Here is a 26871-nt window from a genome sequence, read left to right as displayed (position 1 = left end):
GTTTAAACATGTTAAGTATTGTTGTATACAAATTCCTTTCCTCTAAACGCAGGTAACCGCAATCGGTTTTTGCAGCAAAAGCTGCTTGAGGCTTGCTTTAACTGGAAATAAGTATAAGCTAAAACAGTACGCCTGCTGGAAGGCAGGCGTACTGTTTTAGCTTATACTTCCCGGTGATAATCATCGCGGTACCTGCTCCGGATGTACGCATCGTTATTGCCGGCACTTCGCGCCCGATCTTCGTCGCGGTTGTTGTAGCGAGTGGTTCCATACCCGGTTGGGTTATACTGAGCGTTGCCCCTGTTGTACCCCGTATTAGCGCCACTACGGTAGTCCTGCTGCAGCTCATCGTTGCGGAAGCCGCCGTAGCTGCCGTAGTTGCGGTTGTCGCTGTCCCGGAAATTGCCGTAGCCATTCTGAACGTTCTCTGCGCGATAGTTCCCCTGCTCGTGGCGGTTACCTTGGTTGCCAGATGGTCCATAATACGAATGGCCATAGCCGGAACCGCCGCCATAAGTACTGCCGCCTTCTCCGTAATGGGTGCCGCCGCTGTAATCGCCCTGCGCCCGTGCACCAAAGTTAGTACGCTGCTCTGCACCCCCGCTGTTGCGGTTGCTATCTCGGTCGTGGCTATGATTTCTTCTGTAAAGGTGGTAGCTGTTATACTCCTGGTTGTAGTCATTGTTATAGTTGCGGTTATAGTCGTTGTTATAGTTCCGATTATAATCGCTTTCCCGCCGAACAGTATGCCGGTCGCGGCCAAATGCGTGGTTGCCGTCTTCTCCTACCGGCCGATTCCAGGTCTGTTGCTGCCTGTCGCCAAAGCGGGCATGTTCCCGGTTCTCATGAAAACGGTCATCTCTGGCCTGGCCATAGGCGCCGCTGTAATTTTGCTGGTTATTTCGTTCCATAGCTTTCTTTTATTAGTGTTGATGCTGTCTATTTTAACGCAGCTGCGCAGCCCTTGGTTAATGCATCCGGTATAAAGCATTTTTGAGCTCTTCGCCGGCTTCACTTCTGTCCGGAACTTGGTAAGGCTGCGCGAAGTATACAGGAGAAAGGCAATGACAGCATATACATGGAACAGAAGATACACATTGGCACGTCGGGATGGCATTACAAGCATTGGATGGGTAACTTTTACCCGCCGGGAGTCAAGTCAAAGGATTTTACCAACCATTACCTCCGCTACTTCCGGACAGTAGAGATCAACTACTCCTTTTACAAGCTTCCCTCCGCTGAAACGTTCGCCAACTGGCGCGCCGCCGTACCCGACGATTTTATCTTTGCAGTAAAAGCCAGCCGCTACATCACCCATATGAAAAAGCTTAATGAGCCGCAGGAAGGCTTGTCGCGGCTCTTTAACAACATGAATGCACTGGAGGAAAAGCTCGGGCCTATTCTTTTTCAGCTCCCGCCCATGTGGAAAGTAAACGTGGAGCGGCTCCGCGACTTTCTGCGGCTCCTGCCGCCTTATTACCGCTATACTTTCGAGTTCAGGCATTCGAGCTGGTACACGCAGGAAGTGCTGGAGCTACTGCGGCAACATAATGCCGCATTTTGTATTTATGAGTTGGAGTACCATCTGTCGCCGCTGGAGGTAACTGCTGATTTTGTGTACGTGCGCCTGCATGGCCCCGAAGGCAAATATGCCGGCAGCTATAGTGAGGACACCATGCGGTGGTGGGCCGGCCAGTGCCTTGGCTGGAAGCAACAGGGCTTGAATGTGTATGTATACTTCGACAACGACCAGCTGGGCTATGCCGCATTTAATGCCCAACAATTACAGGAGTTGGTGCAGGAACAATTTGCCGCTTCATAATAGTTATACATAGATGCTTAAGCAGTTTTACAGCTGGTCAGGAAAAGACGAAAAGTTTATGTGGTTTGCTTCTGCAGCTGTAGATTTGTAGCAACAAATATTTCAACACTAATTTACACACATGAACGATATAACAACCGACATCTGCATTATTGGCGCTGGTCCGGTAGGTCTGTTTGCCGTATTTGAGGCTGGCCTGCTGAAGATGCGCTGCCATGTGGTGGATGCCCTTCCGGCTGTGGGCGGACAGCTGACAGAGATATACCCCAAAAAACCTATTTACGACATCCCGGGCTTTCCGGAAGTGCTAGCTGGTGACCTGGTTAAGAACCTGCAGAAGCAGATTGAGCCTTTCCACCCTACTTTTACGCTGGGCGAACGTGTAGAGCACCTGGACAAGCAGGAAGACGGCTCTTTTATACTTACGACCGTAGCAGGTACCCGCATTGCCTGCAAAGTAGTGGTAGTTGCTGGCGGCCTCGGCTCCTTTGAGCCTCGTAAGCCTGCCATTGAACACCTGGAGCAGTTTGAAGGCAAAGGTGTGAACTACATGGTGCTGGACCCGGAGAAGTTTCGCGACAAACGCGTAGTGCTGGCCGGCGGCGGCGACTCCGCCCTGGATTGGGCCATCTTCCTGGCCAATGTATGCAGTGATCTGACGCTGGTACACCGGGGCACCACATTCCGCGGAGCGCCTGAATCAGCAGCCAAGGTAATGAGCCTGGCGGAAGAAGGGCGCATTAACCTGATCCTGAAATCCAACGTGGCGGAAGTACATGGCAATGGCAAGCTGGACAGTGTAACGGTGCTGGTAGATAATAATGACCAGCAGCACATCCAAACCGACTACTTTATCCCGCTTTTCGGCTTGGTGCCGAAGCTCGGACCTATCGACAGCTGGGGCTTGGAACTGGACAAGAACGCGGTAGTAGTGAACACAGAAGACTATTCGACCAACATCCCGGGCGTATATGCCATCGGTGATATCAACACCTATCCCGGCAAGCTGAAGCTGATCCTGTGTGGTTTCCATGAGGCCGCCCTGATGGCCCAGAGTGCTTACAACATCGTATACCCAGACAAAAAATTTGTATTGAAGTATACCACCGTCAACGGGGTACAGGAATTATAAACGACTATGGAAGATACGATTACGATATACGTAGCACAGGAAAGCGGAGAGCAAACAGCTGTGGAGGCACCAACGGATATGGGCCTCTCGGTCATGGAAGTACTGAAAGCCAGCGAGTTCGACATTCCTGCCCTTTGTGGGGGCATGGCGATCTGCGCTACCTGCCATGTAGAAGTGCTGCAAAGCCCGCCCCTACCCGAACCCAGCGACGACGAAGCGTATATGCTGGAATCGCTGCCGCATGCTACCGAAAACAGCCGCCTCTCCTGTCAATTGCGTGTAACCCCGGAGCTAGATGGCCTGATACTGCGCCTGATGCCGGAAGCGTAAGTATAATTTCAATTCTTAAAAAAGCGGTGGAATCAGCTGAGCTGACTTCATCGCTTTTTTTGTAGTTCTCCTCCTACCATCTATAAAGCTTAAGTATAACTCAAGCATCTATATTTAATGTCTTTGCAGCAATCTACAGGTAAAGCTTACCTATAAAATTGCCTGAAATTTACTACCTCCATACTATACTAAAATCTTAGAACTGCTTGTTTAGTGTCCTCCACAAGAGTGTACGTTACTCTTATTTATATTCAAATATATCTATATAAAATTTAATTAATATATTCGTGTACTTCTAAGTCACTAACATCTTAAAACAAGACAAAGTGGTCAATAATGAAGCACCATTTATTCTTGTATACTTTTGAAATTGAAAACAAACATGAAAAAGATCCTGATTGCCGTGTTGCTAGCATTGGCAGGCACAAGTGCTCACGCTCAGATAGCAAAGGGCACGCACACGTTCCATGGTCATGTAATTGTTGAAAGAAATGAGAGTAAGTATACCGTAGATAAGCAGACACTTAAACCTATTAATTATTTATTTATTGTTTCTCCTGGTGCAGGTTTATTTATCCATGATAACGTGGAATTCGGAGTAAACTTAGATCTCAGTTTCTCACATGTTTCCGGGTATAGCTATCATGACGGAAATCCCCTGTTGTCCTCTAAATCCAGGGACTATGGAGTTGGCTTTTCGCCGTACCTTCAAAAGTACTGGACCGTAACAAACCAACTGTATCTCACAGGATCAGCTTCTGTCTTTGCTTCGTTCCATCACACCCAAAACAACATTCCTGATTCGCCTATAAAGGACAGCATTGGCAGAGGCTATGGAGTAGGTGCCAGTCTGTCACCAGGTTTAGCCTTCTTTCTCTCCAACAACTTCAGCTTAGGAGCCTCCTTTGGCCTTGTTCAGTTTACCCACAGCTATACAAAGACGGAGGTAAATAACTATGAGAGCAGTTTTAATTCCGTTAATAATCTCGCTGCCAGCTTAAATCCTGGATTTTATTATTTAGGAATACAATACTATTTAAATCGTTAAACCTAGCTACAGAGAACAAATATGAAACAGCTTTTACTTCTTGTAATATTAGCTATACTTGCCACAGGTGCATTTGCGCAAACAAATAAGGGCACAGTCGTTCTATCCGGAGGGGTGTATTTAGATGTCAGTAAAACAGATGGAGCTTTCATGCCCAGCAACCAGGACCCAAGTACCTTCGGCTCAAAGTATCTGCGTTTCAGCCTCAGCCCTAAAGTTGGCTACTTCATAGCGGACAAATTGGAGGCAGGGCTAAGTTCGTCTTACGCAAACTACCTAAATGAAGCTGTTTCAAACCAACAATACGGTTCTAACTCAACTGTAAAGGATCATACTTATTCAATTGGTATATACTTGCGAAAGTATTTTATGCTAACTGATAAAATTGCGTTAAACGGAACGGCTGAGCTATACTATTCGCTGCAGAAGAACGTAACCGAATATATTGTTCCCATTTATGACAATCAGGAGCATCTCTTTACTTCCAAAAGAACAACGAAAAGTATCGGACTGACTATCAACCCCGGCATCACATTTTTCCCAAATGACAAAATAGGTTTGGGTGCAGCCTTTGGAAACCTTGACTATTCTCATTACAACACAAATTCAAAGTCAACTGACAGTTCAAATACTGAATCAAGCGGTAACGCATTTGGCCTGAACTTATCTTCCTCTTCCCTAGTCTTCACTCTTGGCTATTATATCAGTCGCTAAGACAAAACTTATGAAATTACCCTTAAAGCACAAGGCCAGCGCAATATTCTGCGCTGGCCTTGTGCTTTAAGGGTACAATTGGCATTAAAAGTAGTATGGATGTTATGAACGTATAAGTATAACAGCATTACCTATACTTCAGACGTATTTCCTCCTAATATTTACCAGCCACTGGCCAGCACATCAGCAATGTGCATGGTTCTGATCGGCTTCTTCTGCTTTTGAATATACGCTTCCAGGTGCATCAGGCAGCTGCTGTCTGTAGAAACGATAAAGTCGGCACCGGTGGCGATGGCGTTATCCACTTTCTGCTCGGCCATAGCTGTGGAGATAGCCTCGAACTTTACCGCAAAGGTGCCGCCGAAACCACAGCAGGTCTCCGTGTCTTCCATCTCCACCAGTTCTAAGCCTTGTACACTTTCCAGTAAGGCACGGGGCCCTTCTTTGATGTGGCACTCACGCAGGGCACTGCAGGAATCGTGGTAAGTGGCTTTGCCCTGCAGTGTAGCCCCGGCAATACTGGTAATGCCCAGTACATCCGTCAGGAACTCTGTCAGTTCGTATACCTTCCTCTGCATGGTTCTATACTTAACCAAGTTCGAAGATTTGACGAATATATCCTGATACGCATTGCGCACCATGCCCACACAAGAGGCCGACGGCGCGACAATGTAGTGTGCAGTCTCATTCGAAAAGTCATCGAGGAACTTTGTGGCCACTTCGCGTGCTTCATCAAAAAAGCCAGCGTTAAAAGCAGGCTGTCCGCAACAAGTCTGATTGGGATTATAGCGCACCTCGCAACCGAGCTTTTCCAGCACTTTCACCATGTTCATGCCCGTTTCCGGGAAGAGCTGGTCCACAAAACAGGGTATAAATATATCTACTATCTTTCTGCTTGCCATAGATCAGGGAAACACAGTGTCAGACAACGTCATTGCCGCTGCAAACGCTGCTTTATTCAGGTTCAAATTTACGCCAATATTTTCGAAGTAATGGAGCAAATTTTCGGTTGCCATGTTGCCCACCAGTTCATCTTTGGCCATGGGGCAGCCGCCATACCCGCGGAGCGCACCATCAAAGCGGCGGCACCCGGCCATATACGCCGCCTCAATTTTCTCGAACCAGGTAGCGGGAGTAGTATGCAGGTGCGCTCCAAATTCAATATGCCTGAACGCTGGTATTAACGTCTGGAAAAGATATTGAATATTCTTCGGGTTGGAAACCCCGATGGTGTCGGAAAGGGAAATGATCGTAACCCCGAGCTGATGCAGCTTTTCAACAAACTCGAGCACTGTGTCAGCATTCCAGGGATCGTTGTAAGGGTTGCCGAAGCCCATCGAAATATAGGTTACGAGTACCTTATCATGTTGCTGGCAAATGTCCTGTATGTGTGCCAACTGCTGCAGCGCCTCGGCTATACTTTTGTTGGTGTTTCGTTGCTGAAAAGTTTCCGATACCGACAACGGAAAGCCCAGGTAGCTAATGGGCCGGTGCTGGGCCGCTTCCGATGCACCCCGCACGTTCGCTACAATGGCCAGTAGTTTCGAGTTGGTATTTTCCAGCTCCAGGTTGGCGAGTACTTCAGCGGTATCGCGCATCTGCGGTATGGCTTTAGGCGAAACAAAACTGCCGAAGTCTATGGTATCAAACCCTACCTGAAGTAATTGGTTGATGTACGCTATCTTGTTTTCTGTAGGTATAAACTCCCCGATACCCTGCATGGCATCCCGGGGGCATTCAATAATTTTCATAGGTGTTTTATTTTCTTTCAGCCTCGCAAGGCGTTCTTTCAAATATACTAAATACGAGGGACAGCAGCTGAAATATCGGCCTGCCATACTTTCATATGTTTCCCTGATTTGTTACCTTACTAGTATAAAATTTGTTCCCTCTTTCGCATGGCGCGACTTCGGCACAGCACGGTTCTGATTACTGGCGGCGCTTCCGGCATCGGCCGGCTAATGGGCCAACTTAGCTTGGAACGCGGCATCCGGCAACTGGTGATCTGGGATGTGAACGCCGCAAACCTGCAGCAAACAGCTGCCGACCTGCAGGCGCACGGCTATACTGTGTTCCCCTACCTGGCCGACGTAGCCGATGCCCAAAGTGTGCAGCTGACAGCCGAACAGGTTTTAAACGAAGTAGGTGTGCCTGATATTCTCATTAACAACGCCGGTATGGTTGTGGGCAAGCCTTTTGCCGAGCATACGTACAACGAAATCAAACAGACACTCGACATCAATACACTGGGACCAATGCTGGTAACCCGTGCGTTTTTGCCTGAAATGCTGGCGCGCGGAAGCGGCCATATCGTGAATATTGCTTCGGCAGCAGGCCTGTTACCGAATCCGCGGATGAGCGTGTATGCGGCAAGTAAGTGGGCGGTAGTGGGTTGGTCTGAAAATTTGCGGCTGGAGTTGGAAGCCTCGTACCCCAACTTGCATGTAACCACGGTTACACCCAGCTATATCGATACAGGAATGTTTGCCGGTGTAAAAGCTCCCATTTTAACACCGCTCCTAAAGCCTGCAGCCATGGCCGTTGCCGTTCTGAATGCAGTGGAGCAAAACCGTATTTTGCTTCGGAAGCCGGCCATTGTACACCTGTTACCTGTGTTGCGCGGCATACTTCCCACCCGTGTTTTCGATTACCTTGTTGGCCGTGTTTTTCAGGTCTATACGTCGATGGATCATTTTACCGGACGGCCAACAGCAGAGACACACGAAGCTCCTTCTATAGACAAGAACTACTAAGTATCTTATGTCCGATTTAAATAGCCCCCACTCCCCTCTTACCCCAGCTACCAGCGCTGAAAACCAGATCAGGCTGCTCCTAGAAAAGCAGCGCATCTTCTTCAACAGTGGCAAAACGTTAGATATGCGCTTCCGTAAAGAGCGCCTGCAGGGGCTGCAGCATGCTTTGCACCACTACGAGCAGGACTTGATGGAGGCCTTGTATGCTGATTTCCGAAAGCCGGAACTGGAGTCCTTCACCACTGAGATTGGTTATGTAGCGTTGGAGTTAAAGCTGACACTTAAAAAACTGGAAAAGTGGGCAAAGCCTAAACGCGTCGGGGAAAGTATCCTTAACTTCCCGGCAAAAAGCTACATTTATACCGAGCCTTACGGCGTTTCCCTGATCATTGGCCCCTGGAATTACCCGCTCAACCTGGTGCTGAACCCGCTTATTGGAGCCATTGCTGCTGGTAACTGCGCCGTGGTAAAGCCTTCCGAACTTACTACTCATACTTCTGCCGTTGTTGCGCGCATGCTCCGCGAAAGTTTTGAGGAAGACCATGTAGCCGTAGTAGAGGGTGGCCCCGAAACGACACAGCACCTGCTGGTGCAGCGATTCGATTATATCTTTTTTACAGGCAGCACTCGCGTAGGGCGTATTGTTCTGAAAGCTGCTGCCGAGCACCTCACACCTGTGACGTTAGAACTGGGTGGCAAAAGTCCTGCTATCATCACGTTAGAGGCTGACCTGGAACTAGCGGCCCGTCGCATTGCCTGGGGTAAGTTCATGAATGCCGGGCAAACCTGCGTAGCTCCGGATTATGTGCTGGTACGCGAACAGGTAAAAGAAGAGTTTATCGATTTACTAGGGCAGTGTATCCGCGAGTTTTACGGCGAAGATCCTGCAAAAAGTCCTGACTTTGCACGCATCATCAACGATTCTCATTTCGATCGGTTAGCAAATTTATTGCACGAGGGCAACATTCGCATGGGTGGCCAGACGGACGCGACTTCCCGTTATATAGCGCCTACTGTGCTGGACGAGGTAACGTGGGACGATCCGGTAATGCAGGAGGAGATCTTTGGCCCCATCCTGCCGGTTTTATCTTTCCAAGACCAGCAGGATGCCATCACGCAGGTGAACAGCCATGAAAAGCCACTAGCTTTATACTACTTTTCTTCAGATAAAGCCAAACAGCAGGAGCTACTGGAAAAGGTGCCCTTTGGCGGCGGCTGCATCAATGATACCATATCACATCTGGCTAACCCCAACCTGCCTTTCGGAGGCGTTGGCAGCAGCGGCATGGGCAGTTATCACGGGCAGGCAAGCTTTGATCTCTTTTCCCATAAAAAAAGCGTGGTACACCGCGGCACCTGGCTCGACCTGCCCCTGCGGTACCCGCCCTACAACAAGCGACTGGCACAGGTGCGCCGGCTCTTTAAGTGGCTATAGCCGGTCATCCATTTCTGTCAAGCACTTCGTATAACTCCGCCACACTCCCAATCTCAAGTATAAATGATGGCCCAACCGCTACTGGTCTGCATACAGGATAGCCACCATCCACTGGTAACGGCACTGCTGCACTTGTATGCGGCTGCTTTCCCGGCGCCGGAACGACGAACTGCTACCCAGCTGCTGTCGCTTTTGCCGGAGCAGGAAATGCAGGTACATGCTTTAACATGGGACGGTCGCTTTGCCGGCTTCTGCATACACTGGCAGTTTGATGGCTTTTTGTTTGTAGAGCACCTGGCGGTGGAGCCGCACCTACGGGGACAGCGGCTCGGGCAGCTGCTGATGCAGTGGCTGCTGCAGCAAGCGCAGGGGCCGCTGGTACTGGAGGTTGAGCACCCGGTAGATGTGGTGAGCCGTAGACGCGTTGCTTTTTATGTGCAACAGGGGCTGGTTCTTTACCCGGAGTTTCCTTACCAGCAACCGCCCTATCAGCGGCATGGGCAGCCGGTGCCGCTTTGCCTGATGACTGCTCCGCTTCTGGCTGCTGATGCGCTGCCTGCCCTAGCTGCGACCATACAACAACAGGTATACATACGTTATTATACCTGAAGCCTCTGAGCCTCACTCTACATAGATGCAAAACTATGTTATAGTCGCTGAAAACCAGCAGGTCAACTCTTGGCAGGTAATGTACAAAAGCTTATCTTGTGCCTTTAAAGCAGGTATAAAGCTTTGGCACTGCTTTATCTTCTATCGCGCAAGGCAACAAGGTACATGGCTCAGTTATACTTCAGGCAAACAACTGTTTACCAAGAGCTGCAGACGCCGCTTTCTCTTTTCCAACTGCACCAGCAGATCCGGGAAGAGCTGGAACTGGCATTTCCCGAAAGTTATTGGGTGGTGGCAGAGATCGCGCAGGTGTCGCCGGACAGGCGCAAAGGCCACTGCTACCTAACGCTGGTAGACAAAGGCGATGATGCCCGCCAGATGCTGGCACAGGCACGCGCTACGATCTGGAGTTCGCGTTACCAAATGCTGGGGCGCTACTTTGAAGAGAAAACAGGACAGCCGCTAAAAGCAGGTCTTAAGATCCTGCTGCAGGCTACCGTTCGCTTTCACGAACTGTATGGCTTGAGCCTGGACATCGTCAACATTGATCCCAACTATACTATAGGCGACCTGGCCCGGCAACGGCAGGAAACGCTGAAACGGCTGGAAGCCGAAGGGCTGCTGGAGGCCAACAAGGCACTGGAACTGCCGCTGCTGCCGCAACGGCTGGCAGTTATTTCCTCGGCTTCGGCTGCAGGGTACCAGGACTTTATCCACCAGCTGCAGGGCAACAGCTTTGGCTATACCTTCAACACCACTTTATTTCCTGCTTCAATGCAGGGCAATGAGGCGCCAGCGTCTGTAGAAAAGGCGATGGCTTTGGCCGCTAAGTATAAAGAGCGTTTTGATGCTGTTGTGTTGATACGCGGCGGGGGCTCGCAAACCGACCTGAGCTGTTTTGATGCTTATACGATTGCTGCCGCCATTGCGCACTCTCCCCTGCCGGTACTCACTGGCATTGGCCACGAACGTGATGAAAGTATAGCAGACCTGGTAGCGCATACACGCCTTAAAACCCCTACGGCGGTGGCCACCTTTCTGATCGACGCCATGCAGGCAGCTGAAGCGTTGGCAGAGGGGCTATTCGACAGCATCCGGATGTTCTCGGCACAGCAACTACACTTAACCGACGACAAACTGGAGCGATTGAGCCTGCGGCTTACGAACCAGACTAAAGCCCGGCTTCAGACCAGCAAAGAGCAATTGGAGTTGTTGTCGCGGGGGCTGCTGCTTAAACCTAAGTCGTACCTGGAGGTGCAGAAACATCGCCTGAGCGACCTGGATAAAGATATCAGCAGCGACACCAAAGATCTGCTTCACCAACGGCAGACATACTTGCAGGAGCTTGCCGTATGCGTGGAGGGCAAGAGTCAGCGCTACCTACACATGAAAGAGCACGAGCTAAACCACTTGGTGCACTGCCTTGAAACAGAAAGCAACGATAAGCTGAAGCACGATCAGCTACGGTTTACCAAATATAGCGATAAGCTGACGTATGCAGTGCAGCACCAGCTACAGCACCAGAATCACCGCCTCAAGCTATTAGAAATGAGCATCGCGGCTAATAACCCGGAGAAACTGCTGCTGCGCGGCTACACGCTGACTTTGGTAAATGGCAAAATTATCAAGAGTATAAAGGAAACAAAGAACGGAGACGTGATTCAAACGAAAATGCAGGACGGCACGCTCCATAGTATGGTTGTAACTATTGACGATAAAGATGAATAAGGAGCTAAAGGACTTAACGTATCGCGAGGCGACACAGGAGTTGGAGGAGATACTGCGGGCCATTGAGAATGATGCCGTAGATGTGGATGAGCTGACGCAAAAAGTGCAGCGCTCGTCGCAACTGATAAAGCTTTGCAAAGACAAACTTCGCCGCGCCGAAAAAGCGATAGACCAGGTATTTAACGAGGAAAACTGCGAAGCACCCAATCCGCCTAAAACAGAAGGAAAAGCTGGCCCACAGCATGCTACCCTTTTCTAAAACATGAAACTTTAAAACAGAAAAGCCGCCTATTATGCATGATAGGCGGCTTTTCTGTTTCGTAGCGGTCTGATCAACCTGTCATGAGCGCGCTTCCCGATGAGGATTCCTGCCTTCTTACCAGAAGTAGCTTGGCTAAGGCTTCACGCACCTCATTGCAGTTGTCGAGGTGGTATTTGGCTACGGAATAAGCATTACCGATCTTGATCGTGTAGGCCTCGCGCGGCATGGCTTTAAAAATATCCTCATCGCCCCAGTCATCGCCGATGGCAAGTACAAACGCATGCGGGTATTTATTAAGCCAGAAACTGCTTGCTTTGCCTTTGTTTATTTCCTGAGCTTTGATTTCTACAGCCATTTGCCCGTCCAGTACCTGCAGGTTGCTGTTAGAAGCCAGGAAGTTCAGGTGGCTTACCAGCTCTCGGGCACGTAATTCGCCTAAGCCGGTTTCCACTTTGCGGTAATGCCATACCAGCGAATACTGCTTTTCCTCGATAAATGAACCGGGCGTGCGGTCAACATACAAATCCAGAATCAGGCGAATGTCTTTTTTCCAGTCGTCCATCAGGCTCAGCATGGTTTGCCAGCCAGTGCCGCGCTGCTTGATCCATACGCCATGTTCGGCAATAATGTCGATATTCAGGTGGCCCAGCCAATCCTGCATGTTGGCTTTTTCGCGGCTACTTACCACTATCACCCGGTTTTTAGGATCCTTGCTCAGGCGCTCCAGCAATTCCATCAGTTCATCGTCGGGTCTGGCCATCAGCGGCTTGTTCTTGTAATCCACTAAAGCACCATCATACTCCAGGAACAACAGACGAGAACTGGCGGAATCATAAGAGTCGCTCATTTCCATAAAGGTGGCGTCGTCCAGGTAGCTGGTCGCCAGCGACATCTGCTTGATCTTCACATACGACAGGCGGTCCATAAACATGTTCACCCAATGGTGTATGTTGTAGCGCTTTAACGTTTCCTGCATACTGCTCATGTGCTGCTGCTGCTCTTCCTCCGGCATCGTCAAGGCTGTGTGCAGCGCTTCCACCATCTGGTTAATGTCGTTCGGGTTGATCAGGATCGCTTCGGAGAGTTCTTTGGATGCGCCGGCCATTTCACTCAGGATCAGTACTCCTTTCTGGTCAAGCTTGCTGGCCACATACTCTTTGCATACCAGGTTCATACCATCGCGCATAGGGGTTACGAGTCCCACATCTGCCATGCGGTAGAAGGCGGAAAGCGTTTCGAGGGGGTAAGAGCGGTAAAAATACTGAATAGGGTTCCAGTTGATATGGCTGTACCGGCCATTAATCCGGCCTACCAGTTCGTCTACTTCTTCTTTGAGCTGCTTATACTTCTCTACGGCATCGCGGCTAGGCACTACTAACATCACAAGGGTTACTTTCTCATGAAAGTCGGGATACTTTTCGAGGAAGAGCTCAAACGCCTGCAGCCGCTGCGGTATTCCTTTAGAGTAGTCGAGGCGGTCGATAGAAAGGATGATCTTCTCGGCGATCAGGTTGGAGCGATACGCTTTTTCACTTTTCTTGACTTCCTCCAGCGCGGCCGTACTGGCATACTTGTCGTAGTCGATGCCCATCGGGAAAGAATCTACCAGCAGCGACCGGTTGTTGGTATTGATCCAGCCATGCATGCTGCCAAAGCCCACAATACGGTTTACTGAGCTTAGGAAGTGGCGCATGTCATCGTATGTATGGAAGCCGATCAGGTCAGAGCCCAACATGCCTTCCAGTATCTCCTGCCGCCACGGGAGCAGGCGGAACACTTCATAACTCGGGAACGGAATATGCTGGAAAAAACCAATGGTGATGTTAGGCAGCTTGCTCCGGAGCATACACGGCAGCAGCAGCAGTTGGTAGTCGTGCACCCAAATAGTATCATCAGGGCCGGCTTGCTTTACCACCTCCTCGCAATACTTCTGGTTTACAGCTACGTAGGTTTCCCACAGCTGCTGGTCATACTCGGCATACTGGCTGAAATAATGGAAAGTAGGCCAAAGTGTTTCATTACTGAAGCCTTCGTAGAATTCCTTTATCTCTGTTTCAGTCAGAAACACAGGCCGCATGCTCTCCTTGCGCAAATCGGTAGCGATACGCTGCTGCTTTTCCTGATCCTCCACTACCAGTCCGGGCCATCCAATCCAGATGTTGTCATCTTGCTTATAGATAGAACCTAAGCCAGTGGCTAACCCTCCTTCACTTGTTTTGTAGGAAAGCACCCCGTTCTTCTCGTGCAGTTTTACAGGAAGCCTGTTAGAAACAATAATAAGTTTTGCCATGTATATCTTTTTAACTCAGGCAGTCGAAAGCAACGAGCACATCTGCGGCGCTGCGGTAATAGCTGCATACAGCCTGCACTTGCAAATTGTATTTAAGCTCATTTTGTCTTACGAAAAGTGCCCTTGCATCGTTTACCCTCAATAGTCGCTTACTTCTAAGCAAATAAGTATCAGCCCGGTTATTTTGATCGCCTACTAACCGAAGTCCCGGACCGAACTCGGGCGTACTTTACACGAAAAGCCATCTCCTGTTTTAGGCGTTTGCGATAAGATACAACTTTTAAATCAATTATGCTATGGTCTCATGCCCCAATTCAGCTAAAACTTCCTGTTAACCATTAGGCGGTATGTGTTGCCTTTCAGTACTGTACGCGTTTATACTTATACCATCACAGTATTTATACTTCTTATCCTTTCCTGTATAAAGTAACAGCATTGATCAAGCCACAGCCACTAATTTTAGGAGGACTCGAAAGGCCAGGTATAAAATAAGCGAGGCAGCCAGTAGTATTTGCTGGCTGCCTCGCTTAAGTATGATTTATTTTATCGCTTATACTTGAAATACATCACCGACAAAGGCGATAGCTTCAGTTCCAGCGAGTAGTCACGGCCGTGGTAAGGTTCCGCCACCGAATGGAGTGGCTCCTGATTGCCCCGGTAGTTGCTACCGCCAAAGCGCTCGTCATCGCTGTTAAACACTTCATCCCATTGCCCCTGCAGCGGCACTCCCATCTTGTAATGGTCATGTACGGCAGGTGTAAAATTGCATACAACAAGTATAACCTCATCTGGCGAGTTACCTTTGCGCAGGAAGCTCATCACGCTGTTATGGGCATCATTGAAATCTACCCACTCGAAACCTTCCGGATCAAAAGCCCGCTCATACAAGGCGGGTTCCTGCTTGTATACCTGGTTCAGCGCCCGGATTTCATCCTGTACTCCGCGGTGGTGGCTATACTCCAGCAGGTGCCAGTCCAAGCTGCTGTCATGGTTCCATTCCGAGCCCTGTGCTATCTCTGCGCCCATAAACAAGAGCTTGGTGCCCGGGTGCGCATACATGTAAGCAAACAAGGTGCGCAGGTTGGCAAATTTCTGCCACTCATCACCCGGCATTTTATTAATCAGCGCTCCTTTGCCATGCACCACTTCGTCGTGCGAGAGCGGCAGCATAAAGCGTTCTGAGAAGGCGTAGATGATGCTGAAGGTGATCTCGCCCTGGTGGTAGCGGCGGTAAATGGAATCGCGGGAGAAATAATCGAGCGTATCGTGCATCCAGCCCATCATCCATTTCATATTAAAGCCGAGGCCTCCGTTATCTACTGTACCGGTTACGGCTGGCCAAGCGGTTGATTCTTCCGCAACGGTCTGCACATCCGGGAATTTCTCATGCACCGCATGGTTAAACTCCTTAATCAGCGAGATAGCTTCCAGGTTTTCGCGGCCGCCATATTCGTTCGGTATCCATTCGCCTTCTTTGCGGCTGTAGTCCAGGTATAGCATAGAAGCCACCGCATCTACCCGCAGCCCGTCCACGTGGTATTTATCCAGCCAGAACAGCGCGTTGCTGATCAGGAAAGAGCGTACTTCGTTGCGGCCATAGTTAAAGATGTAGCTGTTCCAGTCCGGGTGATAGCCTTTGCGCGGATCGGCATGCTCGTACAGGTGTGTACCATCAAAGTATGCCAGGCCATGCTCGTCAGAAGGAAAGTGCGACGGCACCCAGTCCATGATTACGCCAATGCCTTCGCGGTGCAGCGCATCAATCAGGTACATCAGGTCCTGTGGGGAGCCGTACGTGCTGGCGGGTGCAAAGTAACCGGTAATCTGGTACCCCCACGATCCATTGAACGGATGGTACATCAGCGGCATAAACTCTACATGCGTAAAGCCGAGGTCTTTGGCATAGGCAGGCAGTTCTTCCGCCAGTTCCCGGTACGTCAGCGGCCGGTTGTTGTCTTCCGGTTTACGCCGCCAGGAGCCTGCATGCAGTTCATACACGCTGTAGGGCTGCGGCTGTCCGGCCTTCTCCTGCCGGCGCTGCATCCACTCTGCATCCTGCCAGTTATAATTCAGGTCGGCAACAGCCGAAGCTGTTTGCGGCGGCATCTCGCGGCAAAAAGCAAACGGATCGCTTTTCTCCACATGATACAGGTTGTACCGCGACTTAATGTGGTACTTATAAAGCACCCCAACGCTCACATCAGCTATAAAGCCTTCCCAAATGCCTGATCCGTCAGGACGGCCCTGCAGTTGGTGGCTCTCGCGGTTCCAGCCATTAAAATCGCCGATAACCGATACCTGCTCGGCATTCGGAGCCCATACGGCAAAGTATACACCTTGCTTTCCGGCATGCTCCATCGGGTGCGAACCAAATTTTTCATACAAAGTATAGTGCCGTCCTTCGCGGAATAAGTGCATATCGAATTCCGAAAAGCGGCTCACGTTTTGGTAAACGGCCTGTTCAGTTTGCGACGCCTGCTGCTGTTGGGGCTGCGCTGTTTCCTGCTGATTTTCTGCAGCAGCAGGTGTTACGGCGGCTTTTGAACGGCCACGGCCTTTTGGTTTCAGCTCAATCAGCTCCTGCACGCCTCCGGCAGATGCGATGGGCACCTTTACTGTTTCTTCAGTATCAGTTTTACTCTTGCGACCGCGCTTGGCAGCGGGTTGTGCTTCGCCGACTGTCGTGGTATCCGGCGTAACCGGCGACCCCATTTCAGCTATAGGCTCGTCGGTAGCTTTTTTGGACCGGCCGCGTTTGATAGGAGCTGCCCCGGCTGCCGCTTTTGCTTCTTTGGCGGCTTTGGGCTCTCTGGCCGATCCTCTTGCTTTCGGTGTTGCTTTATCGTTACTGGTGTTCTCGGTTGCTGTGCCTTCTTTTTTCTTCGCCATTACTTATATTTTTTCATGATATACTTAATGCCTCTAATCGGGATGAGCACCCAATCCGGACGGTTATTTAATTCATACCCGAGTTCGTAAATTGCTTTCTCGAGCAGGAAGGTTTGCATCAGAATATCAAAATCTTCTTCTGATGCCGGCACCAGGCCGCTTCCATTTGTGTGTGCCATGTAGCGATGCATGAAAAAGCCACTGGCGTAATGATACCATTCTTCCGCTCTTGCCTCCAGGTAGTCTGCATCTTCCTTGCGCAGGCTGTCCTGCTGGAACAGGGCATTGTATGCGGCATAATGGAATGAGCGGATCATGCCTGCCACATCACGGAGGGCAGAGCGCTTCAGTCGGCGCTCGCTGAACGAGCGTGCCGGCTCGCCTTCAAAATCGATAATGTAGAAATCTTTACCCGTAAACAGCACCTGCCCCAAGTGGTAGTCGCCGTGATTACGGATCTTCTTGGTATCAATCTTATGCGCAAAGATGCGCTTCAATCGCGTCAGAACCTCTTCGCGCATTTGCAACACTTCAGCGGCTTCCGCCTGCACGTTTTCCGGCAGGTTCGGCAGGTGCTTTTGCAGGCTGTCGAAGTTGCTGCGCACCAGCGACGTGAGCGACGAGAAGAGTGATCGCTGGTAGTGCAGCGAGAAATCTTCCGGTGTAAAGTCTTTGTGGTCTGTAATAGACCCCAGCGCCAGGTGCATTTCAGCGGTGCGCTGCCCCAGCAGTTCCAGTCGCTCGACATGGGCGCCACCCAGCTGCAACTGTATTTCTTCGGGCACTTCGGTAAAGGCCAGTGGATGCGCCAGCGAGCCTACTGTTGGTTTTATTTTCTGGCGCTCACTCTGTGTTAAAATGCGTTCATACAAACGCTTCAAGGCATCTTCAAAGTAATTCCAGGCATCGCCCTGGTTCGGCACCAGTTCCTGCAGCATCACTAATACCATCGGTTGCTTGCCGGCTTCCTGCTGCTCAATAGAGCCCATGTAGCGCGGCACATTCGGGAAGTTGACCACATCCGTCAGCATCTGCACCACTTCCACATCCGGGTTCATGGTCCTATCCAGTTTACGGTAAACTTTCAGAAAGAGCGCATTATCATAGATAATAGAGGTATTGCTTTGCTCTGCGCTAAGTATCTTCGAGGTAAAGGGCTGCTCGGCATCTTTGATAATAGCTGCCACACTGCGGTGACTGATGCCTTCCAGTTCACCCTGGTTGCCTTTTATCTTCTTGCGCTTGGCCATCAGCTGCAGCAGCGCCTGGCGGAACTCCTCGTTGTAAAGCGCATCGTAGAGCACGCCTTCTTTGCCATCTACTGCCACACGTGCAATAATGCTGTTCGGGTATTGGCTGCGCAACTCCTGTTCCTGTTCTCCTGTAGCAAAAGCTACCGGCAGTTGGTAAAGTTCTGCCAGTCCTTCGTTATAGGTCACCTCAATAAACAGAATAGAAGCCCCCTGTTTGCTGAGCGGTACTGGCGTATTATTTACCACCTGCATGCGCTGAATAGTGCGGGCCTTGCCGCCAAACCAGCGGCGCTTCACCACATAATCCGGTAGCACACGCGCCTCCAAGGCTTTGAGCGATTTTGCCTCCAGCGGGTTGCGCAGATTACTTAACTGTATGGCAGGGCGTTGCTGCTCTTCATACGTTTCCCCGGCTGCTTCCACCGGTTTCAGTTCCATCCAATAATACCCGTGCCCGCCAATAGTAAACAGGTACTGCTCATCTTTAATAGTCGGGAACTTGTTTTTGCTGAATACCTCTACTGGCACATAGCCTTTAAAATCGTGTAGATCCAATTCCACTGCTTCCGGAAAACGCGACAAGTTTGCGATCACCAGAATGGTCTCCTCCTCATACTGCCGCACAAAAGCGAGCACTTTTGAGTTGGATGGATTCAGGAATTTCATACTACCACGGCCAAAGGCTTTGTAGCGCTTGCGCATACTTATAGTGCGCCGCATCCACCACAGCAGCGAGGTGCCGTTCTGGTTCTGCGTGTCCACGTTTATCGACTCATACTTGTACTCCGGATCGATGATCACTGGCAGGTATAGCTTCTGAGGATTCGCATCGGAGAAACCGGCATTGCGGTTGTCGCTCCACTGCATCGGGGTGCGCACGCCGTCGCGGTCGCCCAGGTAGTAGTTGTCGCCCATGCCAATCTCATCGCCATAGTATACTACTGGCGTTCCCTTCATGGAGAAGAGCAGCACGTTTAGCAGTTCGATCTTGCTGCGGTCATTGCCCAGCAGAGGCGCCAGGCGGTGCCGAATACCCAGGTTGATGCGCGCCAGCGGGTCTTTGGTGTAGACCTTATACATATAGTCGCGCTCCTCGTCGGTCACCATCTCCAGCGTCAGCTCGTCGTGGTTGCGCAGGAACATGGCCCACTGGCAGTTTTCCGGTATCTCCGGCGTCTGGTTAAAGATGTCGATGATCGGGTAACGGTCCTCCATCTTTACCGACATAAACAGGCGGGGCATGATGGGAAAATGGTAATTCATGTGGCACTCATCGCCATTACCAAAATAGGCAGCAGAATCTTCCGGCCACATGTTCGCTTCGGCCAGTAGCAGTTTGCCAGTATACTTCTGATCGACGTGGGCGCGTAGTTTTTTGAGGAAGTCGTGGGTTTCAGGCAGGTTCTCACCGTTGGTGCCTTCGCGCTCAAACAAGTAGGGCACGGCATCCAGACGGAAGCCATCCACACCCAGGTCGAACCAGTAGTCCAGCACTTTGAAAACCTCTTTCTGTACATCCGGGTTGTCGTAGTTCAGGTCAGGTTGGTGCGAGAAAAAGCGATGCCAGTAGTACTGCTCGGCCACCGGGTCCCAGCTCCAGTTGCTCTGCTCTGTATCCGTAAAAATAATGCGTACATCTTTATACTTGTTCGGATCATCGGACCATACATACCAGTCGCGGTACTTAGAGCCTTTTTTGGCCTGGCGGGCCCGCTGAAACCACGGATGCTGGTCAGAAGTATGGTTGATCACCAACTCGGTAATAACCTTAAGCCCCCGGCGGTGCGCCTCCCGCACAAAAATTTTAAAATCCTGCATGTTGCCGTACGAGGGGTTGATGCTGAGGTAGTCGGCAATATCATAGCCATCATCGCGCAGAGGCGAAGGATAAAAGGGCAGCAGCCAGATGGCCGTTACGCCCAGGTCCTCCAGATAATCCAGCTTTTGCATCAGCCCTTTAAAATCGCCAATGCCATCGCCATTTCCATCTTTAAAAGCCTTGATGTGCAGCTCGTAGATGATGGCGTCTTTATACCAATGAATGTTGTCGTCTAGCAGATCTTTTTCGTCAGCCATAGTGAAGGTAAAAAGGTTCTTTATTGGTTTGTCTGGTCTTGCGGCAACCAGTTATCGTCTAAATTGTTGTGGCCCATGCCCTGGTTAGCGTGTTCGATGCGAAACACATGCACCGGCATTTCATGGGGCCGCAATTCCACATAATTCCACTCTGCGGTCCAGGTATACTTGCGCTCGGTGAGCAGGTCGTGTACCAGATACTGGTCTCCGAGCTGCATTTTCAGTTCCGAAAGCGGCACCCGCACCCAACCTGCCTGCGTGTTGTAAGGGTCCAGGTTCACCACCATGAGCATCTTATTTTGATAGTCGCTGCTCCACTTGGCATAGCACAGCAGGGCACTGTTATCGGTGTCGCCGAAGGCAATATTCCAGGTAGTTTGAAGGGCGGGGTTTACTTTGCGGATCTTATTAATAAGCGTGATGACCTCGCGAATCTTAGTGAGTTTGCCCCAGTCCCAGTGCTTGATTTCGTACTTTTCGGAGTCGTAATACTCTTCTTTGCCAAGCACCGGTGTGTTGATCCCAAACTCATAAACAGGTCCATACAAGCCATAGTTCGACGACATGGTCGCAGCCATCACCACCCGGGCGATGTGTGCGGCCTCGCCACCTTCCTGCAGACCTACCGGCAGTATGTCGGGAGTGTTGGGCCAGAAGTTTGGCCGGAAGTAGTCGCGCATTTCTGTCTGCGTCAGCTCCGTCATGTACTCGCGAAGTTCCTCAGCAGAATTGCGCCAGGTATAATACGTATACGATTGCGTAAAGCCGATCTTGCCCAGGCGCTCCATCACCCGCGGCCGGGTAAAGGCCTCTGCCAGGAAAATGACCTGCGGATGGTCTTTGTGTATGTCGGCGATTACCCACTCCCAGAAAGCAAAAGCCTTGGTGTGCGGGTTATCTACCCGGAAGATGAAAATGCCCTGCGCAATCCAGTGCAGCAGCACGCGCCGGAGCTCCCGCCACAGGTTCTGCCAGTCTTCGGTTTCAAAGTTCACGGGCAATACATCTTGGTACTTCTTCGGGGGATTCTCGGCATACTGCACCGTGCCATCGGGGCGCCACTTAAACCATTGCGGGTGTTCTTTTACATAGGGGTGATCAGGAGAACACTGAATGGCAAAATCGAGTGCGATCTCAATGCCATACTCGCGCGCCTGGTGCACAAAGCCCCGAAACTCGTCGAGCGTGCCCAGCTCCGGTAGGATAGCGTCGTGGCCACCTTCTGCAGCGCCAATTGCCCAGGGAGAGCCGGGCTCGCCAGGTTCGGAAGTAGCAGAGTTATTTTTGCCTTTCCGGAACGCGCGGCCAATCGGATGAATAGGCGGTAGGTAAATTGTATCGAAACCCATCTCCGCAATCCGCGGCAACAGGCGTTCGCAATCTTTAAACGTGCCATGCTGCCCCGCCTCCTGTGATGCCGAACGCGGGAAGAACTCATACCAGGTGCTGAACAGCGCTTTCTGGCGTTCTACATCCAACTGAAGCACTTGGTCATAGGTGGTCACGTTTTCATGCTCACCGCACGACTCCATCAGTTCACTTACTTCGTGGCCGGTAGCCCAGGCCACGGCATCGGCTTGGGAGTTGTTGTTCCGTAGCTGTTCGGCCCACTTGCGGAGGCGTTTCTGCTGGCCGGGCTTGGCTCCTTCGGCGGCGGCATCCAGTTGCTGTGCCCCTATCTGCAACTCTACCGTGATGTCCTGGTTCGCTTCGAACTTTTTCTTCAGCCCTTTTTGCCAAGTATAAAAATGATCGATCCAGCCTTCTACTGTGTATTCGTAGCGGCCCATCGTGTCGGGCGTAAAGGCTGCTTGCCAACGGTCGTTGCCCAGGAATTGCATGGGCACCTTTTCCCATTTTTTCTTTTTGGTATGGCGGTATACTACCTGCGCCTTCACTTCATCGTGGCCATCGGCAAATACATCGGCCGTCACCACCAGTTCCTCTCCCACTACGCGCTTCGCCGGATATCGTCCGCAGTTGATCTGAGGTATTACATGTTCAATAACAACGCGTTTGGTTCCTTCGAGTTCTTCCATAGTTTATTCTTCGTTCGTAGGTTTTAGTTACTGTGCTGGGGCAATTAGGTTACGTACAGCCTGTGTTTAGCACGTGGCTTTTGGTAACAGTACCCAGGATATTAGCCAATCCTAGTATAGCCATACATACTTTTTAGCCCCTAATGCGCTAAAATCACACAACTAATGTAGCTATTTGTCAGTTAGATTATGCTACGTTAACCGAAGATAGTATGGGAATATTAAGAGAGCTGGGAGCTAACTATGCTCCGGGTAAAGGAACAGTATATACCGTGTGGGCTCCGGAAGCTGAAGCAGTAAGCATACAGGTGCCGCGACCTGAAGCACGCACCATAAAAATGCAACGGGAAGATTTTGGGTACTGGACTGCCCTCGATGAGGCTGGCGCACCGGGCGACCGGTATATGTTTCAATTAGACAATGATCTGGAAAGGCCGGATCCCGCTTCGCGTTTCCAGCCGGATGGGGTACATAAAAGTTCGGAAGTGATCAGCCTGGACAACTTTACCTGGCACGACCAAAACTGGAAAGGCCTGCCTCTGGAGCAACTTATTATCTACGAACTACACGTAGGCACCTTCTCAGCCGAAGGCACTTTCGAGGGCATCATCGAGCGGCTGCCGGAACTGAAAGACCTGGATATTACAGCTATCGAGATCATGCCCATCGCCCAGTTTGCCGGCGACCGCAACTGGGGCTATGATGGCGTTTATCCTTTTGCCGCGCAGTCGTCGTACGGCGGCCCGGAAGGTTTGAAAAAGCTCGTAGATGCCTGCCACCAGCATGGGCTGTCTGTGGTGCTGGATGTGGTGTACAACCACATGGGGCCGGAGGGAAACTACCTGAACAACTATGGTCCTTACTTCACCGGCAAGTATAACACGCCCTGGGGTAAGGCCCTGAATTTTGATGATGCACATTCGGACCATGTTCGTAACTACTTTTTCCAGAATGCCCTGATGTGGCTGCGCGATTTTCATATAGATGCGTTGCGCCTGGATGCGGTGCATGCTATTTACGATACTGGCGCCAAGCACTTCCTGCAAGAGCTACGTGAGCACGTTGACGAACTCGAAGCACAACAAGGACGATCCTACCTACTGATCGCGGAAAGTGACATGAGCGACACCAAGCTCATCAACCCGATCAGTGAAGGCGGTTATGGCATTGATGCGCAATGGTTTGATGATTATCACCACGCGATCCATACGTTGGTAACTGGTGAAACAGAAGGCTATTACGAGGATTTCGGCAAGCCGGAGCAGCTGCAAAAAGCCTTGGAACACACCTTTGTTTACAACGGGCTTTACTCCGAACACCGCAAGAAAACGGTGGGCACTGATGCCACTTTTAATCCGCCGCAGCAGTTTGTCGTGTGCGCGCAAAACCACGACCAGGTGGGCAACCGCATGTTGGGCGAGCGCCTGACGCAGCTGGTCTCGTTCGAGATGCTGAAGACCATTGCCGGGCTCATCCTGCTGTCGCCATATGTGCCGATGCTGTTTATGGGCGAGGAATATGGCGAGGAGCATCCGTTTTTATACTTCGTAAGCCACACCGATAAGGACCTGGTGGAAGCAGTACGCAAAGGCCGTAAAGAGGAGTTCAAGGCCTTTACCTGGGAGGGCGAAGTACCAGACCCGCAAAGCGAGGAAACGTTTAACAAGTCGAAGCTACAGCACAGCTTTACCCAAAACGAGCAGCAGAACCAGCTCCGCAACTTTTACAAAGCCCTCATCCAACTGCGCAAAACAGCGCCTGCGCTGTCAAAACCTGACAAGCAGAAAATGTATGTGGCGTTGGATTCCGACAACCTGGTGCTGCACCTGGTTCATTACTCAAAACAGCCGGCGCTCTACTGTCTTTTTAACCTGAGCAACGCACCACAGCAGGCCGCGCCCGTAGCCATAGAGGGGCAGCAAGTATGGGAAATGGTGCTGCAATCTGCCGACGAACAATGGGGCGGAGCGGGTACAAACTTGCCGCAACGCCTGCATGCAGACCAGGAAATTGTTCTACCCCCGGCATCTCTCATAGTTTTACAGAGTATATTGTAGCATGAATCAATATATCTGTATACACGGGCACTTCTATCAGCCCCCGCGTGAGAACCCATGGCTGAATGAAGTAGAGCTACAGGAATCCGCTTACCCTTACCACGACTGGAATGAACGCATCACCGACGAGTGCTATGCCCGAAATTCCGCCTCCCGCATTCTCAACAGCACCGGCAACATTGTAGATATCATGAACAATTATGCCTGGATGAGCTTTAACTTTGGCCCTACCCTGCTGGAGTGGATGCAGAAAAAGGCACCGGATACTTATCAAGCCATTCTGGATGCCGACAAAGAAAGTATGGGACGGTTTTCCGGTCACGGCTCGGCGCTGGCACAAGTATACAACCACATCATTATGCCACTGGCCAATGCGCGTGACAAGCAGACGCAGGTGCTCTGGGGTATCTATGATTTCAAAAAGCGTTTCAGGCGGCTGCCCGAAGGTATGTGGCTAGCCGAAACCGCTGCCGACACGCCCACGCTGGAAGTGCTGGCGGAGCATGGCATCAAGTTTACGATCCTTTCGCCCTACCAGGCAAAGCAGTTCCGTAAAATGGGCGATAAGACCTGGCAAGATGCAACAGGAGCAAACATCAATCCGCGGCGCCCATACCTGTGCCGCCTGCCTTCAGGCCGCCAGATCGTGCTGTTCTTTTATGATGCAGCCGTGTCGCAGGGCATTGCCTTTGAGGGGCTGTTGAACAGCGGCGAAACACTGGCCCGGCGCCTGACGGGTGTGTTTCAGAAAGACACTGACGAACCGGAACTGATGCATATTGCCACAGATGGAGAAACGTACGGACACCACCATCGCTTTGGTGAAATGGCACTTTCCTACGCCCTGAATCATATTGAAGCGGAGCAACTGGCGACCATCACCATTTATGCTGAATACCTGGAACTGCACCCTCCTACCTATGAGGCTGAGATCGTAGAAGACACCTCCTGGAGTTGTGCGCATGGCGTGGAGCGCTGGCGCAGCAATTGTGGCTGTAACTCAGGCGGTAACCCGAACTGGAACCAGGAGTGGCGTGGCCCGCTCCGCAACGCCTTCGACTGGCTGCGCGATCAACTCGTGCCGCTGTATGAACAAGAAATGCAGCGCTTGACTGCGGACCCGTGGATTACCCGCGACGACTATATTCAGGTGATCGCTGACCGGTCAGAAAAAAATGTGGAGCGCTTTATCGCGAGCCATACGTCACGGGAGCTGACCACTGAAGAGAAGATCCGTTTTCTGGAACTGTTGGAGATGCAGTATCATACCTTGCTCATGTATACCAGCTGCGGCTGGTTCTTTGATGAGGTAACGGGCATTGAAACCATGCAGGACATCTTTTATGCTGCCCGCGCCCTGCAGCTGGCACAAACTATCAGCCAGAAAGATCTGGAAGCCCACTTTTTGGTGCTGCTCAGCCATGCCCGAAGCAACGTAGCCGGACAGGAAAATGCCGCAAAAGCTTACAAGGCTGTTGTAAAACCGTCTATCATCGACCTGCTGCACGTTGGCGCGCACTATGCCATCTCTTCCCTGTTTTCGGATTACCCCGACAGCCAGGATCTTTACAGCTACCAGGCTACTGCCCGCCACTACAACCTGCTGGAAGTAGGACGCCAGAAACTGGCGGTAGGGCAGGCTTCTATCCGCTCCAGAACCACCTGGGAACATATTTTTGTGACTTTTGGCGTACTCCACCTTGGCGACCATGAGCTCTTTGGCGGCGTGCGGGCATACATGAGCGATAAAGCTTACGCGGCACTCCAGCACGAGCTCACCGATGCCCTGGAGCGGGGCAACTCCAGCGAGGTGATCATGCTCCTGGACAAGCACTTTGAATCGCACAGTTACTCTTTCTGGCACCTGTTCAAAGACGATCAGCAAAAGATACTGGACCAGGTGTTAGAGCAGACCTTACAGAACATAGAGCGCAGCTACCAGCAGATATACGAAAACAACTACCCGCTGATGCTCGCCATGAAGTCGCTGAACGTGCCGCTGCCACGGCCACTGCAGCAAACAGTAGAATACGTGGTCGATACCAAGCTGCACCGGGAACTGGCCTCTACTTTACCTAACCTGCGGGAGGTGCGGCGTATACGGGAGGAGGCCCGGCGCATCCGGCTAAACCTGAACACGCGTGCCCTGAACTATGCCGCCACCCAAACTATCACGCGCCTGATGCAGCGCCTCAGCGAAGATCCTGATGACCGGCAACTCATGCTTTCTCTCATCGACCTGATCTCGCAGTTACAGGAATCGGAGATGGAGCCTGATTTCTGGCAGGCACAAAACATTGCTTTCCGAATGAAGGAAACCGTGTATGAAGTTACCGTAGAAACCTACAATGAAGCACGCGATGAAAACGAAGCGGCGGCTATGTGGTGTGATGTATTTGAGCAGTTGTATAATCGCCTTAACTTAAAAGTATAA

19 protein-coding genes are annotated in these 26871 nt (G+C 51.0%); 12 read left to right on the top strand and 7 right to left on the bottom strand.

What is annotated here, in order from left to right:
- Positions 1-161 precede the first annotated feature (161 nt).
- On the bottom strand, positions 162-911 hold the full coding sequence (locus tag ABDW72_RS01955; RefSeq protein WP_347156769.1) for a hypothetical protein: 750 nt from the start codon (positions 909-911) through the stop codon (positions 162-164).
- A gap of 167 nt (positions 912-1078) precedes the next feature.
- On the opposite strand from ABDW72_RS01955, the gene ABDW72_RS01950 reads away from it, so the two are divergent.
- The 5 genes from ABDW72_RS01950 (at position 1079) to ABDW72_RS01930 (ending at position 5046) form a co-directional block, all read left to right on the top strand.
- Positions 1079-1822, top strand: coding sequence for a DUF72 domain-containing protein (locus tag ABDW72_RS01950; protein WP_347156768.1), 744 nt, complete (start codon positions 1079-1081; stop codon positions 1820-1822).
- A 121-nt stretch (positions 1823-1943) separates the two neighbouring features.
- Entirely contained in the window at positions 1944-2954 is a 1011-nt protein-coding gene (locus ABDW72_RS01945; RefSeq protein ID WP_347156767.1) for an NAD(P)/FAD-dependent oxidoreductase, read from the top strand.
- Between the two features lie 6 nt (positions 2955-2960).
- Positions 2961-3284 carry a 2Fe-2S iron-sulfur cluster-binding protein gene (locus ABDW72_RS01940; RefSeq protein WP_347156766.1) on the top strand — a complete coding sequence of 108 codons (324 nt, stop codon included), beginning with the start codon at positions 2961-2963 and terminating at the stop codon, positions 3282-3284.
- Positions 3285-3666: 382 nt separating this feature from the next.
- Positions 3667-4332, top strand: a complete 666-nt coding sequence (locus tag ABDW72_RS01935; RefSeq protein WP_347156765.1) for a hypothetical protein — start codon at positions 3667-3669, stop codon at positions 4330-4332.
- 21 nt (positions 4333-4353) lie between these two features.
- Positions 4354-5046, top strand: coding sequence for a hypothetical protein (locus tag ABDW72_RS01930; protein ID WP_347156764.1), 693 nt, complete (start codon positions 4354-4356; stop codon positions 5044-5046).
- 161 nt (positions 5047-5207) lie between these two features.
- On the opposite strand, the gene ABDW72_RS01925 is transcribed toward ABDW72_RS01930, so the two are convergent.
- A complete protein-coding gene (locus tag ABDW72_RS01925; RefSeq protein WP_430438137.1) occupies positions 5208-5906 on the bottom strand; it encodes a (Fe-S)-binding protein in 699 nt (232 codons plus the stop codon).
- A gap of 45 nt (positions 5907-5951) precedes the next feature.
- Complete coding sequence (locus ABDW72_RS01920) at positions 5952-6797, bottom strand: hydroxymethylglutaryl-CoA lyase (protein ID WP_347156762.1); 846 nt, start codon at positions 6795-6797, stop codon at positions 5952-5954.
- A 147-nt stretch (positions 6798-6944) separates the two neighbouring features.
- Here ABDW72_RS01920 and ABDW72_RS01915 point away from each other — a divergent pair, with 147 nt between their 5' ends.
- The 5 genes from ABDW72_RS01915 to xseB all read left to right on the top strand — a co-directional run bounded on the left by ABDW72_RS01915 (position 6945) and on the right by xseB (position 11830).
- A complete protein-coding gene (locus tag ABDW72_RS01915) occupies positions 6945-7799 on the top strand; it encodes an SDR family oxidoreductase (protein ID WP_347156761.1) in 855 nt (284 codons plus the stop codon).
- Positions 7800-7806: 7 nt separating this feature from the next.
- On the top strand, positions 7807-9234 hold the full coding sequence (locus tag ABDW72_RS01910) for an aldehyde dehydrogenase (protein ID WP_347156760.1): 1428 nt from the start codon (positions 7807-7809) through the stop codon (positions 9232-9234).
- A 66-nt stretch (positions 9235-9300) separates the two neighbouring features.
- Positions 9301-9843: a GNAT family N-acetyltransferase gene (locus ABDW72_RS01905; RefSeq protein WP_347156759.1), complete on the top strand. Its 543-nt coding sequence runs from the start codon at positions 9301-9303 to the stop codon at positions 9841-9843.
- A 165-nt stretch (positions 9844-10008) separates the two neighbouring features.
- Positions 10009-11571, top strand: coding sequence for an exodeoxyribonuclease VII large subunit (gene xseA / locus ABDW72_RS01900; RefSeq protein WP_347156758.1), 1563 nt, complete (start codon positions 10009-10011; stop codon positions 11569-11571).
- The gene (xseB, locus tag ABDW72_RS01895) at positions 11564-11830 is read left to right on the top strand and encodes an exodeoxyribonuclease VII small subunit (protein WP_347156757.1); all 267 of its coding nucleotides are present in this window, start codon (positions 11564-11566) and stop codon (positions 11828-11830) included. The genes xseA and xseB overlap by 8 nt, the downstream gene beginning before the upstream one ends.
- Before the next feature lie 73 nt (positions 11831-11903).
- Here xseB and ABDW72_RS01890 read toward each other — a convergent pair whose 3' ends face one another.
- The 4 genes from ABDW72_RS01890 to ABDW72_RS01875 form a co-directional block, all read right to left on the bottom strand.
- Positions 11904-14123: a bifunctional alpha,alpha-trehalose-phosphate synthase (UDP-forming)/trehalose-phosphatase gene (locus tag ABDW72_RS01890; protein WP_347156756.1), complete on the bottom strand. Its 2220-nt coding sequence runs from the start codon at positions 14121-14123 to the stop codon at positions 11904-11906.
- 543 nt (positions 14124-14666) lie between these two features.
- A complete protein-coding gene (glgB, locus tag ABDW72_RS01885) occupies positions 14667-17012 on the bottom strand; it encodes a 1,4-alpha-glucan branching protein GlgB (RefSeq protein ID WP_347156755.1) in 2346 nt (781 codons plus the stop codon).
- Complete coding sequence (gene treS, locus ABDW72_RS01880; RefSeq protein ID WP_347156754.1) at positions 17012-20341, bottom strand: maltose alpha-D-glucosyltransferase; 3330 nt, start codon at positions 20339-20341, stop codon at positions 17012-17014. The genes glgB and treS overlap by 1 nt, the downstream gene beginning before the upstream one ends.
- 20 nt (positions 20342-20361) lie before the next feature.
- Entirely contained in the window at positions 20362-22380 is a 2019-nt protein-coding gene (locus ABDW72_RS01875) for an alpha-1,4-glucan--maltose-1-phosphate maltosyltransferase (RefSeq protein ID WP_347156753.1), read from the bottom strand.
- A gap of 212 nt (positions 22381-22592) precedes the next feature.
- Between ABDW72_RS01875 and treZ the strand changes: the two genes are divergently transcribed.
- Both treZ and ABDW72_RS01865 read left to right on the top strand, forming a co-directional pair.
- Entirely contained in the window at positions 22593-24437 is a 1845-nt protein-coding gene (gene treZ / locus ABDW72_RS01870) for a malto-oligosyltrehalose trehalohydrolase (protein WP_347156752.1), read from the top strand.
- A 1-nt stretch (position 24438) separates the two neighbouring features.
- On the top strand, positions 24439-26871 hold the full coding sequence (locus tag ABDW72_RS01865) for a DUF3536 domain-containing protein (RefSeq protein WP_347156751.1): 2433 nt from the start codon (positions 24439-24441) through the stop codon (positions 26869-26871).

It is taken from the genome of Pontibacter chitinilyticus, from assembly GCF_039748935.1.
In the GTDB taxonomy this organism is placed as follows: domain Bacteria; phylum Bacteroidota; class Bacteroidia; order Cytophagales; family Hymenobacteraceae; genus Pontibacter; species Pontibacter chitinilyticus.
The sequence above is the reverse complement of the archived record's forward strand: the minus strand, read 5'-3'. Positions and strand labels throughout refer to the sequence as shown.